The 13,727-nt window shown below is 71.3% G+C and carries 16 protein-coding genes; 7 read left to right on the top strand and 9 right to left on the bottom strand.

What is annotated here, in order from left to right:
• Positions 1-564: 564 nt before the first annotated feature.
• Positions 565-1,425: a helix-turn-helix transcriptional regulator gene (locus AB0H87_RS17625; protein ID WP_360146002.1), complete on the bottom strand. Its 861-nt coding sequence runs from the start codon at positions 1,423-1,425 to the stop codon at positions 565-567.
• 248 nt (positions 1,426-1,673) lie between these two features.
• Positions 1,674-2,123, bottom strand: coding sequence for a DUF6232 family protein (locus AB0H87_RS17620; RefSeq protein WP_360145999.1), 450 nt, complete (start codon positions 2,121-2,123; stop codon positions 1,674-1,676).
• A gap of 160 nt (positions 2,124-2,283) precedes the next feature.
• On the opposite strand from AB0H87_RS17620, the gene AB0H87_RS17615 reads away from it, so the two are divergent.
• Positions 2,284-2,760: an NUDIX domain-containing protein gene (locus AB0H87_RS17615; protein WP_360145996.1), complete on the top strand. Its 477-nt coding sequence runs from the start codon at positions 2,284-2,286 to the stop codon at positions 2,758-2,760.
• Here AB0H87_RS17615 and AB0H87_RS17610 read toward each other — a convergent pair.
• Positions 2,757-3,326, bottom strand: a complete 570-nt coding sequence (locus AB0H87_RS17610) for a phosphoribosyltransferase family protein (protein ID WP_360145993.1) — start codon at positions 3,324-3,326, stop codon at positions 2,757-2,759. The two genes, AB0H87_RS17615 and AB0H87_RS17610, sit on opposite strands and share 4 nt — an antisense overlap.
• 166 nt (positions 3,327-3,492) lie before the next feature.
• Here AB0H87_RS17610 and AB0H87_RS17605 point away from each other — a divergent pair, with 166 nt between their 5' ends.
• Positions 3,493-4,149: a septal ring lytic transglycosylase RlpA family protein gene (locus tag AB0H87_RS17605; RefSeq protein WP_360145990.1), complete on the top strand. Its 657-nt coding sequence runs from the start codon at positions 3,493-3,495 to the stop codon at positions 4,147-4,149.
• A gap of 73 nt (positions 4,150-4,222) precedes the next feature.
• Positions 4,223-5,344 (top strand): PP2C family protein-serine/threonine phosphatase, encoded by a 1,122-nt coding sequence (locus AB0H87_RS17600; protein WP_360145987.1) that lies wholly within the window; start codon positions 4,223-4,225, stop codon positions 5,342-5,344.
• Between the two features lie 12 nt (positions 5,345-5,356).
• Here the strand turns inward: AB0H87_RS17600 and AB0H87_RS17595 are convergent, their stop codons facing one another.
• The gene (locus AB0H87_RS17595; RefSeq protein ID WP_360145984.1) at positions 5,357-5,491 is read right to left on the bottom strand and encodes a hypothetical protein; all 135 of its coding nucleotides are present in this window, start codon (positions 5,489-5,491) and stop codon (positions 5,357-5,359) included.
• 266 nt (positions 5,492-5,757) lie between these two features.
• On the opposite strand from AB0H87_RS17595, the gene AB0H87_RS17590 reads away from it, so the two are divergent.
• Both AB0H87_RS17590 and AB0H87_RS17585 read left to right on the top strand, forming a co-directional pair.
• Positions 5,758-7,599 carry an acyl-CoA dehydrogenase gene (locus AB0H87_RS17590; protein ID WP_360145978.1) on the top strand — a complete coding sequence of 614 codons (1,842 nt, stop codon included), beginning with the start codon at positions 5,758-5,760 and terminating at the stop codon, positions 7,597-7,599.
• A 58-nt stretch (positions 7,600-7,657) separates the two neighbouring features.
• Positions 7,658-9,484, top strand: a complete 1,827-nt coding sequence (locus AB0H87_RS17585; protein WP_360145976.1) for an NHL domain-containing thioredoxin family protein — start codon at positions 7,658-7,660, stop codon at positions 9,482-9,484.
• Here the strand turns inward: AB0H87_RS17585 and AB0H87_RS17580 are convergent.
• Genes AB0H87_RS17580 through AB0H87_RS17570 form a run of 3 tightly spaced genes read right to left on the bottom strand, consistent with a single transcriptional unit; the run spans position 9,481 to position 11,667 of the window.
• Positions 9,481-10,233 carry a 5-oxoprolinase subunit PxpA gene (locus tag AB0H87_RS17580; RefSeq protein WP_360145974.1) on the bottom strand — a complete coding sequence of 251 codons (753 nt, stop codon included), beginning with the start codon at positions 10,231-10,233 and terminating at the stop codon, positions 9,481-9,483. The genes AB0H87_RS17585 and AB0H87_RS17580 overlap by 4 nt on opposite strands.
• Complete coding sequence (locus tag AB0H87_RS17575) at positions 10,217-11,068, bottom strand: biotin-dependent carboxyltransferase family protein (protein WP_360145972.1); 852 nt, start codon at positions 11,066-11,068, stop codon at positions 10,217-10,219. The genes AB0H87_RS17580 and AB0H87_RS17575 overlap by 17 nt, the downstream gene beginning before the upstream one ends.
• A complete protein-coding gene (locus AB0H87_RS17570; RefSeq protein ID WP_360145970.1) occupies positions 11,065-11,667 on the bottom strand; it encodes an allophanate hydrolase subunit 1 in 603 nt (200 codons plus the stop codon). Before AB0H87_RS17570 ends, AB0H87_RS17575 begins: the two co-directional genes overlap by 4 nt.
• Before the next feature lie 92 nt (positions 11,668-11,759).
• On the opposite strand from AB0H87_RS17570, the gene AB0H87_RS17565 reads away from it, so the two are divergent.
• Positions 11,760-12,440: a hemolysin III family protein gene (locus tag AB0H87_RS17565; protein WP_360145967.1), complete on the top strand. Its 681-nt coding sequence runs from the start codon at positions 11,760-11,762 to the stop codon at positions 12,438-12,440.
• 43 nt (positions 12,441-12,483) lie between these two features.
• On the opposite strand, the gene AB0H87_RS17560 is transcribed toward AB0H87_RS17565, so the two are convergent.
• Positions 12,484-12,777: a DUF6458 family protein gene (locus tag AB0H87_RS17560; protein ID WP_360146041.1), complete on the bottom strand. Its 294-nt coding sequence runs from the start codon at positions 12,775-12,777 to the stop codon at positions 12,484-12,486.
• Positions 12,778-12,867: 90 nt separating this feature from the next.
• Between AB0H87_RS17560 and AB0H87_RS17555 the strand changes: the two genes are divergently transcribed.
• Positions 12,868-13,374, top strand: a complete 507-nt coding sequence (locus tag AB0H87_RS17555) for a histidine phosphatase family protein (protein WP_360145964.1) — start codon at positions 12,868-12,870, stop codon at positions 13,372-13,374.
• Between the two features lie 126 nt (positions 13,375-13,500).
• On the opposite strand, the gene AB0H87_RS17550 is transcribed toward AB0H87_RS17555, so the two are convergent.
• Positions 13,501-13,727 (bottom strand): hypothetical protein (locus AB0H87_RS17550; RefSeq protein WP_360145961.1); only part of this gene is annotated, 227 nt, incomplete at its 5' end.

The raw sequence follows: 13,727 nt of genomic DNA, 5'->3' as shown, positions 1-13,727 counted from the left end.
CGGCACTGCTCGCGCGTGGACTTTGCGGCGCTGTCACGGTTGGGGCGGCGGACACGTCCGCTCCGGCGACGCTCACGAGTGGACCTCGCGGCGTCGTCACGGTCGAAGCGGCAGGCCCGTCGGTTCCGGCGATGCTCGCGCGTGGACCTTGCGGCGCTGCCTCGATCGGAGCAGCAGGCGTGCCACGGCCGGCGGCGACGGATAAGGCATGACGGCGCGTCACCGCAGGTGAGTCGCTCGAGGCCGCCATGGCGCTCCTATCAGTGACCAGCACGCGAGGCACGGCGAACGGTCACGCCGCGGTGGTGAGTTGGTTCTTCGCCTACCAGTTGCCCTGCCAGCCTAAGTTGCCAGGGTTGGCCTCGTCCGCAGAACCCCGAGGGCGGGCCCGAGTAGGCGGTTAAGGACCGAGCCGGGACGGCATGAGCGTGCCACCCCAGCGGCAACTGGACATCCGTCCATTATGCACGGCGATGTCCCTCCCCGGGACCCCGCTATCTGCCATATCGCAGGTTGGCATGTCAGACCGCTTCCGAGCTGCCGCGGCGCGCCGCGCGGCCGAGATTAACGTAGTGCGTCGGCGTGGTCCTTGAGGAGGCCCGCCGAGGCGGTCTCGTCGTACGCGCCGCTCCACACCCGTTCGAAGATTTCCCGATGCCGTTTGAGCTTCTCAGAATCTTCGACGATCTCGTCGAGAGTGTCGCTCTCCCGGTAGAGGATCTCTCCACCGTCGGCGAAGTTGTGGATCTCGTACGTTGCGAACATCGGGATCACGGACTGTCCTTTGAACGGAACGATCCGCAGCGCGATCCGTTGCCCCCCGATCAGGTCAAGCAGGTGTTCGAGCTGCTCCCGCAGAACCTCGGCGCCGCCGACCTGGCGGTGTAGGACCGACTCGTCGAGGACCACGTAGATGTCCTGGCGGTCGCCGCCCGACAGGAACTGCTCCCGACGCAGTTCGCGCATCCGGACCCGGGCCTCGACGGCCTCCTCGTTGAGCTCACCGGCGAACGTCTCCATGACGGCCCGGGCATAGGGGAGGGTCTGCAGGCGGCCCGGCACGACCATGGAGCAGAAGTAGCGCGTCTCCTGCGCGGCCACCTCGAAGCCCATGAGCTGGACGATGGACGGGGTGAGGAGGTCGCGGTACTGCGGTGTCTCCCACCATTGGACACGCTGTTTGGACAGCTTGGCCGACGCGACCAGCGACTCGACCTGCGCCTTGTCCTTGACGCCGAGATAGGCGAGCAGCGGCCGCAGGTCGTTCTGGGAAATCGTGACTTCGCCGCTCTCGATGCGCATCACTTTGGACAGCGACCACTCCATGGCCTCGGCCACTTCGCTCTGGGTCGCGCCCCGTGTCTCTCGCGCACGTCGGATCGCCAAGCGCACGCGACGCCGTGCTACATACGGCGAGTCGGCCATCTTGGGCGCTCTCCTGTCAGCTTGAGCGCGCGCGTCGGGGCATACGCCGGCCGTGGGGCAAAGGTCTCGCAGTCGGCGACGGACATCGGTGGTGCAACTGCTTGCCGAACGCGCGGGTCGGGAACATTATGCATCGCGAGGTGCCTCACCGAAATTATGCAACCTGCCATATCGCAGATTGGCACAAAGGACACCCGACGGAGACGCCGAGGGTGGGCCGGTCCACCCTCGGCGCCGACTGGGGCAGCTCAGCGTTCGAGCTCGCGCAGCCACGTTGTCGTCGAGCGCTGGCGGTGTTGTTCTTCGACGGCTCTGACCAGGGCGCGCCGAACCTGGCCGAACCGGGTCTGGTGCGTGCTCACGTAAAGGCAGACGTCCATCGCGTCGTGCACGGCCCACAACTGGTAGGTGCGCGGCGCGGCCCGCATGCACGCGCCGGTGATCACCACCGGAATGGCGATCGCGACCGCCATGGCCAGGTGCAGCAGCAGGGAGTCGTGCATTCCCCAGCTCACGGTGCCGGCGACCGTGGTGCCAATGGCGAAGCGGCCGGTCACCACGCCGGCGGGGTGCCGGTCGCCGCGGACGACGTAGGGGTCGACCAGGTCCTTGATCCGGAACCCGATCGGTCGATCGCCCAGGACGGTGAACACCTTGTCGGTGATCCGCACGTCCGGACCGGGATAGTAGGTGGGCATCTGACCTCCTCCCGGGGTGTGGCTACGTCTATTGCACCCGAACTACCTCGCTCTCCGGTAGACACCAATCTGCGATATGGCAGATAGCGCTATACCCCTCTGTGATCTCCCGACCTGGTAGCTGGCTCTACCAGCGCGAACGCTCCTTTAGGGTGCTCCCGTGGCCACTCCGCGCTTCATAACCGACATCCGCGAGCACATCGGGCACGCCCGGCTCTGGCTCCCCGGCGTGAGCGCCGTGGTCCGCAACGCCGCCGGGGAGATCCTGCTCGGTCGCCGCGCCGACACCGGTCAGTGGTCGTTGATCTCCGGCATCCCGGAGCCTGGCGAGGAGCCGGCCGCCGCCATCGTGCGCGAGGTCTTCGAGGAGACCGGCGTGCGCGTCACGCCCGAGCGGATCAGCTCGGTCACCGTAAGCCCGCTGGTGAGATATCCGAACGGCGACGAGTGCCAGTACCTCAACACCACGTTCGTCTGCCGGGCGCTGACCACGGCCGCCACGGTCAACGACGACGAGTCGCTCGCGGTCGGCTGGTTCCCCGTCGACGACCACCCACCCCTCGACGAGCTGGCGACGTTGCGGCTCGAGCGGGCCCTGGCCGGCGAGACCGGCGCGTGGTTCGCCCCGCCGGACTAGTGCAGATCGGCGGCCGTCAGCAGCGACCGCAACCCGAGATCCGCGGCCAGCGTCGGGGGACCCGCGTCGACGATCGCCGCACAACCGACCGCCGTCGCACCCCGCAGCGCCACCACGTCGTAGAGCGCCCGGACCTGCGCACCGGTCGCCACCCAGTCGTCCACCACCAGCACCCGGTCGGCGGCCCGGATCTGCCGGTCACGTACGCCCAGCCGCAGCTCCCGACCGCGGTAGTCCGGCGGCGTCCGCGCCCACGTGACCCGGTCGACGAGCCGCCGGTCGCCGCCGTCCTTCACCGCCGGCGCGAACCCGACGCCCAGCGCCACCGCCACGAGCGGCCCGACCAGGAAACCGGTCACCTCCGGCGAGACCACGAGGGTGGGCGCCGCGCCGGCGAACAGTCCGGCCAGCGCCGGACCGACCGAGGCCAGCAGCTCCGGCGAATGCCACCAACCGGACACGTCGCTGACCAGGTGGTCGCTGTGTGCCCCGGGGTCGAACCAGTGGAACGCCTCCGCGAGGGCGGCGCGCAAAGACTCGTCCCGCAGCGGTGCGAAGGAGGCCACGACAACCATCCTGCACACCGGCACCCACGGACCATCGCGGGGTCAGTCGATCGGTTGAACGTTTCCGTCCATATTCGGGCGAAAGCCAATGATCACGTTGACATCCGGCGTACGACGCTCGGTAGCGTCCGCAACGGTTCATCCCCGGTGGAAGGAGCCCGAGATCGTGGCGGGTAGGCATACCAGGCGACCGGCGTCAGCCTCGCTGTTCGGACCGGTCGCGACCGCGGTCGTGGTGCTGGCGCTGCTGGTCAGTGGCGCTTTCGGCGCCCTCAAGCTGACCGAGGAGAAGGCCGCCTCGACAGTCGGCCGGATCGATGTTCCACAATCGACCGACGCGACACCGACAGCGGACACGCCGTCACCCACAGTGACGCCGCCGGCCGCGACCCCCACGGCGAGCCCCAAGCCCAAGCCGAAGGCCACGCCGACCCGCTCGCCGGAGCACGCCTCCCGCGGCGCCGTCCGCTCACCGAGCACGCGCAAGCCGAGCCCGACCACGACCACCAGCAAGCCCGCCACGGGCGGCAGCGTGGTCAGCAGCGGCAGCTGCGGAGCCTCGTACTACGACGAGGGCCAGACCACCGCCAACGGCGAGTCGTTCAACCCGGACGCGCTGACGGCGGCGCACAAGACCCTGGCGTTCAACACGCGCGTACGGGTGACGAACCCGAGCAACGGCAAGTCCGTCACGGTACGGATCAACGACCGCGGCCCGTTCGTGAGCGGCCGTTGCCTCGACCTGTCCCGCGCCGCGTTCGCCGCGATCGCGAGCCTGAGCCAGGGCGAGTTGACCGTCAAGTACGACATCCTGGACAACTGACAGAACCGACCGGGTTGGTCAGAACCGGATGGCCGAGGGGCCAACTTCGTTCTGTACCGCACCTCGATCAGGCATGCTGTTCGGCGTACCCATGCACTTCTCCCCGCCGGGCCGTCGCCCGCTCAGCCCTGGTTCCCGCGCCGGCCTCGGCGCGGCCCTAGTGCTGCTCGCGATCGTGTCCGCTGTGGAGATCGCGGACGGCTCGAGCGCCAACTACGTCGGCCTCGTCGCCGCCGCGCCCTTCCTCGCGGCCGCGTTCGCGTCCTGGCGGATGGTGCTCGCGGTCGGCGTCCTCGCCACGGTGGTCGGCATCGCGTTCGCGCTCGCCGCCCGCGGCGTGACGATCTCGACCGGAGTCAACGTCACCGGCGTCGCGCTGGCGACCGCGATCGCGGCGGTGGTCGCGGTGATCCGGGAGCGGCAGGCCGCGCGGATCGCGGAACTCTCCAAACTGGCGCAGGTGGCCCAGCAGGCGGTGCTGCGGCCGATCGGCCCGCAGATCGGCTCGCTGCAGGTGGCGGGCCGGTACATCTCGGCCACCGCCACGGCCGAGATCGGCGGCGACCTGTACGAGTGCCTGGACACGCCGTACGGCGTGCGGATCATCATCGGCGACGTGCGCGGCAAGGGCCTCGACGCCGTGCGTACCGCGAGCATCGTGCTCGGCTCTTATCGCCACGTCGCCTACGAGCGGGCCGACCTGCGCGCGATCGTCGCCGACCTGGACCGGGCCGTGGCGCGCAGCGTGGGCGACGAGGACTTCGTCACCGCGGCGATGGTCGAGGAGCGCGGCGGGACGCTGACGATCGTCAACTGTGGTCACCCGGCGCCGTTGCTGCTCCGGCGCGGCGAGGTGATCCCGCTGGAGCCGCCGGCGCCGGCACCGCCGCTGGGCTTCATGCCGGTGGTCCGCCCGCGGGTGGAGCGGCTCGAGCCCGGTGACCGGTTGCTGCTGTTCACCGACGGCCTGGGCGAGGCGCGCCGGGAGGGCGAGTTCTTCCCGATCGCCGACCGCGCGTGGCGGCTGCTCGGCCACGGCACGGTCGGCGACGGACTGGCCTCACTGGAGACGGCGCTGGTCGAGTGGGTCCACGGCCGGCTCGACGACGACATCGCCGTCGTGCTCATGGAGTACGCCGGTGCCCGCCCGGTCACCACCGCCAGCGTCCCCAGCTGGGAAGTCGGCAGCGAGTAGGCCGGTATCCCTTCAGGGCTGTCTGGCGGTCACCAGGCGCGGCACCCGGGCCGAGGCGACGACGCGCTCGACCTCCGGTGCCCGGTGCCGGCCGACGTAGCCGGCACGCGGGTTGAGCAGCAGGGCGGCGAGATTGGCGAGAGTCATCGGGGTCCTCCTGCGTCCAGGCGCCCTGGGGCGCGGGTAATCACCAAACGACCTCCGGCCGGCTACGGTGACGCGAGTGTCGGCGCGCCGACTTGACTCCACCCGATATCGACCCCCATAAGCAGATAAAGCGTTTCAAAAGGGACGCTCGATGGAAGTACTGTGGCGCCGGTCACCGACTGGACCCCTTTGTGAGGTCTACTCACGGGTAATAACCTTGGTTACCGCCTAGTAACCACTGTCGCCGGATCGGGGAACCCAGGCACATGACGCACTACAAGAGCAACCTGCGCGACATCGAGTTCAACCTCTTCGAGGTGTTCGGCGCCGGCCAGGTCCTCGGTCAGGCGCCGTTCGCCGACATCGACGTCGACACCGCCCGCAACTTCATGGTCGAGCTCGACCGGTTCGCCCGCGAGGACCTCGCCGCCAGCTACGCCGACAGCGACCGCAACCCGCCGGTGTTCGACCCGGCGACGCACAGCGCGCCGCTGCCCGAGGCCTTCCGGCGCTCGTACCACCGCTTCATGGACGCCGAGTTCTGGCGCCTCGACCTGCCGGCGGAGCTCGGCGGAACGTCCGCGCCGCGCGCCCTGTGGTGGTCGCTCGCCGAGCTGATCCTCGGCTCCAACGCGCCGATCTGGATGTACGCGTCCGGCCCGTCGTTCGCGACCACGCTGCACCGTGAGGGCACCGAACGGCAGAAGAAGTGGGCCGAGCTGTTCATCGAGAAGGGCTGGGCGTCGACCATGGTGCTCACCGAGCCCGACGCGGGCTCGGACGTCGGCGCCGGCCGCACCCGCGCGGTCCCGCAGCCCGACGGCTCCTGGCACATCGAGGGCGTCAAGCGGTTCATCACCTCGGGCGAGCACGACCTGAGCGAGAACATCGTGCACTACGTGCTGGCCCGCCCGGTCGGCGTCGAGGGTGTGGGCGGCCCGGGCACCAAGGGGCTGTCGCTGTTCGTCGTGCCGAAGTTCCACTTCGACGAGGAGACCGGCGAGCTCGGCGAGCGCAACGGCGTGTTCGCCACCAACGTCGAGCACAAGATGGGCCTCAAGGTCTCCAACACCTGCGAGCTGACCTTCGGCGACCACGGCATCCCGGCCAAGGGCTGGCTGATGGGCGACGTGCACGAGGGCATCCGGCAGATGTTCCTGATCATCGAGTACGCCCGGATGATGGTCGGCACGAAGGCGATCGCCACGCTGTCGACGGGCTACCTGAACGCGCTGGAGTACGCCAAGTCCCGGGTGCAGGGCGCGGACCTGCTGGCCCAGGCCGACAAGGGTGCGCCGCGGGTGACGATCACCCACCACCCGGACGTGCGCCGGTCGCTGATGCTGCAGAAGTCGTACGCCGAGGGCATGCGCGCCCTGGTGGTCTACACCGCGAGCTGGCAGGACAAGATCAGGCTGGCCGCGCACGCCGGTGACGCGTCGGCGGAGAAGCTGGCGAAGCGGGTCAACGACTTCCTGCTGCCGATCGTGAAGGGCCTCGGCTCGGAGCGGGCGTACGAGCTGCTCGGCTCGGAGTCGCTGCAGACGTTCGGTGGTTCGGGCTTCCTGCAGGACTACCCGCTGGAGCAGTACGTCCGGGACGCGAAGATCGACACCCTTTACGAGGGTACGACCGCCATCCAGAGCCTGGACCTGGTGTTCCGCAAGATCGTCAAGGACCAGGGCAAGGCGCTGCTGGCCGTCGCGGGCGAGATCCAGCAGTTCATCGAGTCCGAGGGTGGCAACGGCCAACTCAAGGAGGAGCGGCTCGCACTGGGCAAGGCGTTGGCCGAGTCCCAGGCGATGCTCGGGGTGATGACGGGCTGGCTGGGCGAGGCGGCGACGGACCCGCGGGCGGTCTACAAGATCGGCCTGGCGTCGCGGCGCTTCCTGCTCGCGGTGGGCGACCTGATCGTGGGCTGGCTGCTGCAACGGCAGGCCGAGGTCGCGCTGCGCAAGCTGACGGAGGGACCGGACGCGTTCTACGCGGGCAAGGTCGCCGCGGCCCGCTTCTTCGCCCGCGAGGTCCTGCCGCGCCTGGGCGCCGACCGCCGCATCATCGAGGCCACCACCCTGGACCTGATGGACCTGCCCGAAGAGGCGTTCTGAGCGCTGCACCAGCCAGGGCCGGTCGTGCCGCGACCGGCCCTGCTGGCACGATTGGTGTGTGACTCCTCGCGTGCGGGCGCCCCAGCTCAAGGGGCGGGGCTGGCTCAACACCGGCGGTAAGGAACTGTCGATCGGCGATCTGCGCGGCAAGATCGTGCTGCTCGACTTCTGGACCTTCTGCTGCATCAACTGCCTGCACGTGCTCGACGAGCTGCGGCCGCTCGAGGAGAAGTACGCCGACGTGCTGGTCGTCGTCGGTGTGCACTCGCCGAAGTTCGAGCACGAGCGTGATCCTGCGGCGCTGCGGGCCGCGGTCGAGCGGTACGAGGTCGACCACCCCGTCCTGGACGACCCGGAGCTGATCACCTGGGACCAGTACGCCGCCAAGGCCTGGCCGACGCTCACCGTCGTCGACCCCGAGGGGTACGTCGTCGCCACGATGGCCGGTGAGGGGCACGCCGAAGGGCTCGGCCGGCTGGTCGACGAGCTGATCGCCACCCACGAGGCCAAGGGCACCCTGCACCGCGGCGACGGGCCCTACGTCGCCCCGCCGCCCGCCGACACCGCGCTGCGCTTCCCGGGCAAGGCCGTCGTCCTGCCCACCGGCAACCTGCTGGTCTCCGACTCCGCCCGGCACTCGATCGTCGAGCTCGCCCCGGACGCCGAGACGGAGCTCCGGCGGATCGGCACCGGCACCCGCGGGCGCGCCGACGGCGGCCCCGACAAGGCGGAGTTCGCCGAGCCGCAGGGGCTCTGCCTGCTGCCCGCCGAGATCGCCGGGTCGGTCGGCTACGACGTGGTCGTCGCCGACACCGTCAACCACCTGCTGCGCGGGCTCACGCTGGCCACCGGCGAGGTCGTGACGATCGCCGGCACCGGCCGGCAGTGGCGGTCCACGCCCGACGACCACCCGCACGACGCCCTGGCCAGCGATCTTTCCTCGCCGTGGGACGTCGCCTGGTACGCCGGCCAGGTCGTGATCGCGATGGCCGGGATCCACCAGCTCTGGTGGTACGACCCGATCAAGCGCACCACCGGGGTCTACGCCGGCACCACGGTCGAGGCGCTGCGCGATGGTCCGCTGCCCGACGTCTGGATGGCGCAGCCGTCCGGCCTGTCCACCTCGGTCGACGGCACCCGGCTCTGGATCGCCGACAGCGAGACCAGCGCCCTGCGCTACGTCGAGGACGACACGATGCACACGGCGGTCGGCCAGGGCCTGTTCGACTTCGGGCACATGGACGGTCCCGCGGACCAGGCGCTGTTCCAGCACCCGCTGGGCGTACACGCGCTGGCCGACGGTTCGGTCCTGGTCGCGGACACCTACAACGGTGCGGTGCGCCGGTTCGACCCCGCCGGCAACACGGTCTCCACCGTGGCGGACGGCCTCGCGGAGCCCAGCGACGTCGCGGTCACCGCGGACGGCACGGTGCTGGTCGTCGAGTCGGCCGGCCACCGGCTGACCGCGCTCGCGGGAGAGGCCGGCGCGTCGACGGCGCCGGGCACCCGCCACCGCACGGAGCGCCCACCGACGATGGTGGCCGCCGGCGAGGTCACCCTCGACGTGATCTTCACGCCCGCGCCCGGGCAGAAGCTCGACGAGTCGTTCGGCCCGTCGACCCGCCTCGTGGTCTCGGCGTCACCGCCGGAGCTGCTGATCGAGGGCGAGGGCACCACCACCGACCTGCGGCGCCGCCTGGTCATCGCCGAAGGTGTCGCGGGCGGCGTCCTCCAGGTGGTGGCCCAGGCGGCCACCTGCGACGCCGAGGCCGAGCACGCGGCCTGCCACCTGACCCGCCAGGACTGGGGCGTCCCGGTCCAGGTCACCACCGACGGCGCGCAGCGCGTCGCCCTGGTGCTCCGCGGCCTCGACGAGAACCCCTAGCCCGCGAAGGGAGCCAGGGCGACACCCGCCCCGGTGAGCGCGTCGCGGATCCGGCGGGCCAGTTCGGCCGAGCCGGGCGTGTCGCTGTGCAGGCAGATCGACGCCACGCGGACCGGGATGACCGTGCCGTCCACGGCCGTCACCGTGCCCTGGCGCGCCAACCGCAGCGCGCGCTCGACCACCGCCGACGGGTCGTCGATCACCGCGCCGGGCTGCGAGCGGGAGACCAGGCGGCCGTCCGGCTCGTACGCCCGGTCCGCGAAGCCCTCCGCCACGACCGTGAGCCCGGCGCCGACCGCCAGCTCGGCCAGCGTCGACCCCGGCGAGCAGAGCACCGGCAGCGACCGGTCGTAGTCCCGCACCGCGGCGACCACCGCCGCGGCCTGCGCCTCGTCGACCGCCGCGACGTTGTAGAGCGCGCCGTGCGGCTTGACGTAGCGGACCGACTTGCCGGCCACCCGGCAGAAGCCGTCCAACGCGCCGATCTGGTAGATCACGTCGTCGCGCAGCTCGTCGAACGCGTAGTCGATCCGCCGCCGGCCGAAACCCGCCAGATCCCGGTAGCTGACCTGGGCGCCGACCGCGACGCCGCGGGCCGCCGCCGTCGCGCAGACCCGGCGCATCGTGGCCGGGTCGCCGCCGTGGAAGCCGCACGCGACGTTGGCCGAGGTGATCACGTCGAGCAGGGCGTCGTCGTCGCCGAGCCGCCAGATGCCGAAGCCCTCGGCCAGGTCAGCGTTCAGGTCCATGAAATCTGACGGTACTGCCCGGACGGGCCTGGGCCAGGGCGGTTACGTCGGTGACCACGGCGATCACCGGATATCCGCCGGTGGCCGGGTGGTCGGCCAGGAACACCAGCGGCTGCCCGTCGGCCGGCACCTGCACGGCGCCGAGCACGACGCCCTCGCTCGGTAGCTCGCCGGCGTCCGCGCGGGCCAGGGCCGCGCCGGCCAGCCGCGCGCCGACGCGGTTGCTGTTCGGGCTCACCGTGTACGCCGTGGTCAGCAGCGTCGAGACCGCGGCGGCGGTGAACCACCCGTCGCGGGGGCCGAGGCGGACCGGCAACGTGATCTCCCCGCCGGGCACGGGCCCGACCTCGACTTGAGCGCCGCCGGAGCCGGCCGCGCCGAGCGGCAGCCGGTCGCCGTCGCGCACCCGCGGTGGCCCCAACCCGGAGAGCGTGTCCGTCGAGCGGCTCCCGAGCACGGGCCGCACCATCACGCCACCGGCCACGGCGGCGTAGGACCGCACCCCGGCCGTCGCCCGGCCGACGTCGACCAGGGCGCCGGCCGGCACGGCGACCGCCGAGTCCAGTTCGACCGCGACGCCGTCCACGCGGAGCCGGCAGACGGCGCCGGAGACCGCGACCACGCCGCCGCCCGGCAGCCGGAACGCACAGCCGGTCAGCGTCGTCTCCAACCCGGCGGCCGACGGAGGGTTGCCCACCAGGGCGTTCGCCCGCATCAGCGCGGCCGCGTCCAGCGCACCGGAGCGCGGCACGCCGAGGTGCGCGTACCCCGGCCGCCCGAGATCCTGGACGGTGGTCAGTGCGCCGGCCCGGGTCACCTCCAGCACCCGGTTCACGCCGCCACCAGCCGAACCACGGTCCCGGGTGCGAGCAGCGCGGGCGGCTCCTGCGACACGTCGAACAAGGTCACCCCGGTGTGCCCGACCAACTGCCAGCCGCCGGGCGAGGCGGTCGGATAGATCCCGGCGTACGGCCCGGCGAGCCCGACCGACCCGGCGGGCACCGAGGTCCGGGGCGTGGCGAGCCGCGGCACCGCCAGCGACGGTGGCAACCCGGTCAAGTAGCCGAAACCAGGCGCGAAGCCGCAGAAGGCCACCCGGAACGTGGTCGACGCGAGCCGCGAGATCACCGTGGGTACCGGCACCGACCACAGGGCGGCGACGGTCGGCAGGTCCGGACCGTCGTACACCGTGGGTATCTCAACCAGCTCACCGGACGCGGCGTCGGCCGGCGGCGGCGGTGCCCAACTCATGATCAGATCGGCCGCGGCCTGGTCGACGCCGTCGAGCAGCACGGTCCGCGCGCCCGGCACGATCTCCGCCACGCGCAGTGACCCGTCGGCCCGGCGCCGCCACAACTCCGCCCGCCACGCCTCCACCTCGTCGGCCGGGCACTCGATCAGCAGGGCGGTCGCGCCGACCGGGAGGATGCGCACGGATCCATTGTCGACGTCCGGTGCGATGCCTCACACGGGTGGGCCGCGCGGACTTCCAGACTCCTCCCAGCGCAGGTCGGTAGCCTGATCCAGTGACGACGTCCACCCGATCCCGGTTGCGGCCAACCGACCTCGGCAAGCCGCGGATGCGTGGTTGGCTCCACGCGTACGCCTTCTTCGTCGCGGTAGTGGCCGGCATCGTGCTGTGCACGATCGCCGCGACCCGGCCCGGATGGTCCCCGTTCGTCAGCTGTGTCGTATACAGCGTCACCGTGTGTGCGCTCTTCGGCACCAGCGCGTTGTACCACCGTCGGGTGTGGTCCGAGCGCGGCTACCAGATCATGCGCCGGCTCGACCACTCGATGATCTTCATCTTCATCGCCGGCACGTACACCCCGTTCGCCGTGCTCCTGCTCCCGACGCGCACGGCGACGATCATCCTCGGCATCGTCTGGGCCGGTGCGATCGGCGGGGTGACGCTGAAGCTTTTAAGACCCCACGGGTCGCGGTGGCTCTCCGCGCCCCTCTATCTCGCGCTCGGCTGGGTCGCGCTGGCCGTCTTCCCCGACATCCTCCGGAACGGCGGGGTGACCTGCCTGCTGCTCCTGCTCGCCGGCGGGCTCGCGTACACCGTCGGTGCCGTGTTCTACGCGATGCGCCGGCCCAACCCGTGGCCGACCGTGTTCGGCCACCACGAGTTCTTCCACGCCTGCACGCTGGTCGCGGCGATCTGCCACCACGTGGCGATCTACCTGGCGCTGTTCGCCAAATAAGAGTGGCCCCCCGCCAGGTGGGGGGCCACAAGATCATTGTGCGTCAGTACGGAGGGTCGTCCCGGCGCACCTCGTGGTACTCCTCGACCCGCGCGGCCGGGGGCGGCGGCGCCGCGGTCCCGTAGGGCGAGGCGGGCGGCGTGGCCCGCGTGTCGCGCACGACGGTGGTCCGCCGGCGGCTCTGCCAGTACCAGGTGGTGAGGATCAGGCCGACCACGCCGGCGAGCATGAGCACCCACCCGACCACGTCGAGGTCGAGCCAGCCGAGGTTGACGTCGAGGGCGAACGTGAAGATCGCGCCGACGGCGATGAGGAAGATGCTGCCACCAATGCCCACTGTGGTCGCCTCCTTCATGATGCGTAGAGCGGGCGGGCACAGTCCGTCTTACCCATGTGGCAGTACGGCCAATCAGGCAAGCTTGGTGCCATGACCGAGCGCAGGATCCTGCTGGTCCGGCATGCGAAGGCCGACCGGCCCGACGGCGTCAGCGACGTCGATCGCCCGCTCACCGCGCGGGGGCACGCCGACGCCGGCGCGGTCGGTGCCTGGCTCGCGCACCGCGAATACCGGCCTGACCTGGTCATCTGCTCGCCGTCGAAGCGCACCCGGCAGACCTGGCACGGCATCGCGCTGGGCATGGCCGACGCGGCCGGCGACGACGCGCCGTCGCCCGAGGTCGACTACCGGGGCGAGGTCTACGAGGGCGACGACTCCGACCTGCTCGACCTGATCCAGGGCATCGACGACGCGGTCGGCACCGTCATGATCATTGGACACAACCCGTCGGTGTCGGATGCGTCGGAGCTGCTCGACCCCGAGAACGGCGGTGACCTGCGCACGAGCGGCATCGCGGTGCACGGCTACGAAGGCCCGTGGGACGAGTGCGGCGCCGGCGACGCGCCTCTCCTGGAGACGCACACGGCCCGCGGCTGATTCCGCGCCGGCGACGGGCAGGCCGCCTTGGCGGTTGCCAGCGCCAGCCGCGGGAGCGGCGACGGGAGAGACCGCTCGGCGGTTGCCAGCGCCACGGCGGACGGATCAGCACCGGCGGCGGCGGGATCAGCGCCAGTGGCGCGCCCGGGCGGCTGGTGGGTGCCAGTGCCGGCAGCGGCCGACCAGCGACACGGGTGGTTGCCGCCAGAGCTTGCGCCGGTGCACGACACGGTCGGGGCCGCGGCGCGGGCGGGCCTCGTGCCGGCGCGCCTCGCGCGGGCCGGCCTCGCGTACCCGCTGCCGGGTGTTTCGTTGCAAGGCCTCGGTGCTCGACGAGGCCGGCACGATGCGCG

Source organism: Asanoa sp. NPDC050611 (assembly GCF_040654855.1).
GTDB lineage: Bacteria > Actinomycetota > Actinomycetes > Mycobacteriales > Micromonosporaceae > Asanoa.
The sequence above is the reverse complement of the archived record's forward strand: the minus strand, read 5'-3'. Positions and strand labels throughout refer to the sequence as shown.

Coding starts and splice junctions, on each gene's coding strand:
- AB0H87_RS17625 (WP_360146002.1), bottom strand. CDS start 1,425: ATGGCCGACTCGCCGTATGTAGCACGGCGTCGCGTGCGCTTGGCGATC.
- AB0H87_RS17620 (WP_360145999.1), bottom strand. CDS start 2,123: ATGCCCACCTACTATCCCGGTCCGGACGTGCGGATCACCGACAAGGTG.
- AB0H87_RS17600 (WP_360145987.1), top strand. CDS start 4,223: ATGCTGTTCGGCGTACCCATGCACTTCTCCCCGCCGGGCCGTCGCCCG.
- AB0H87_RS17595 (WP_360145984.1), bottom strand. CDS start 5,491: ATGACTCTCGCCAATCTCGCCGCCCTGCTGCTCAACCCGCGTGCCGGC.
- AB0H87_RS17590 (WP_360145978.1), top strand. CDS start 5,758: ATGACGCACTACAAGAGCAACCTGCGCGACATCGAGTTCAACCTCTTC.
- AB0H87_RS17580 (WP_360145974.1), bottom strand. CDS start 10,233: ATGGACCTGAACGCTGACCTGGCCGAGGGCTTCGGCATCTGGCGGCTC.
- AB0H87_RS17555 (WP_360145964.1), top strand. CDS start 12,868: ATGACCGAGCGCAGGATCCTGCTGGTCCGGCATGCGAAGGCCGACCGG.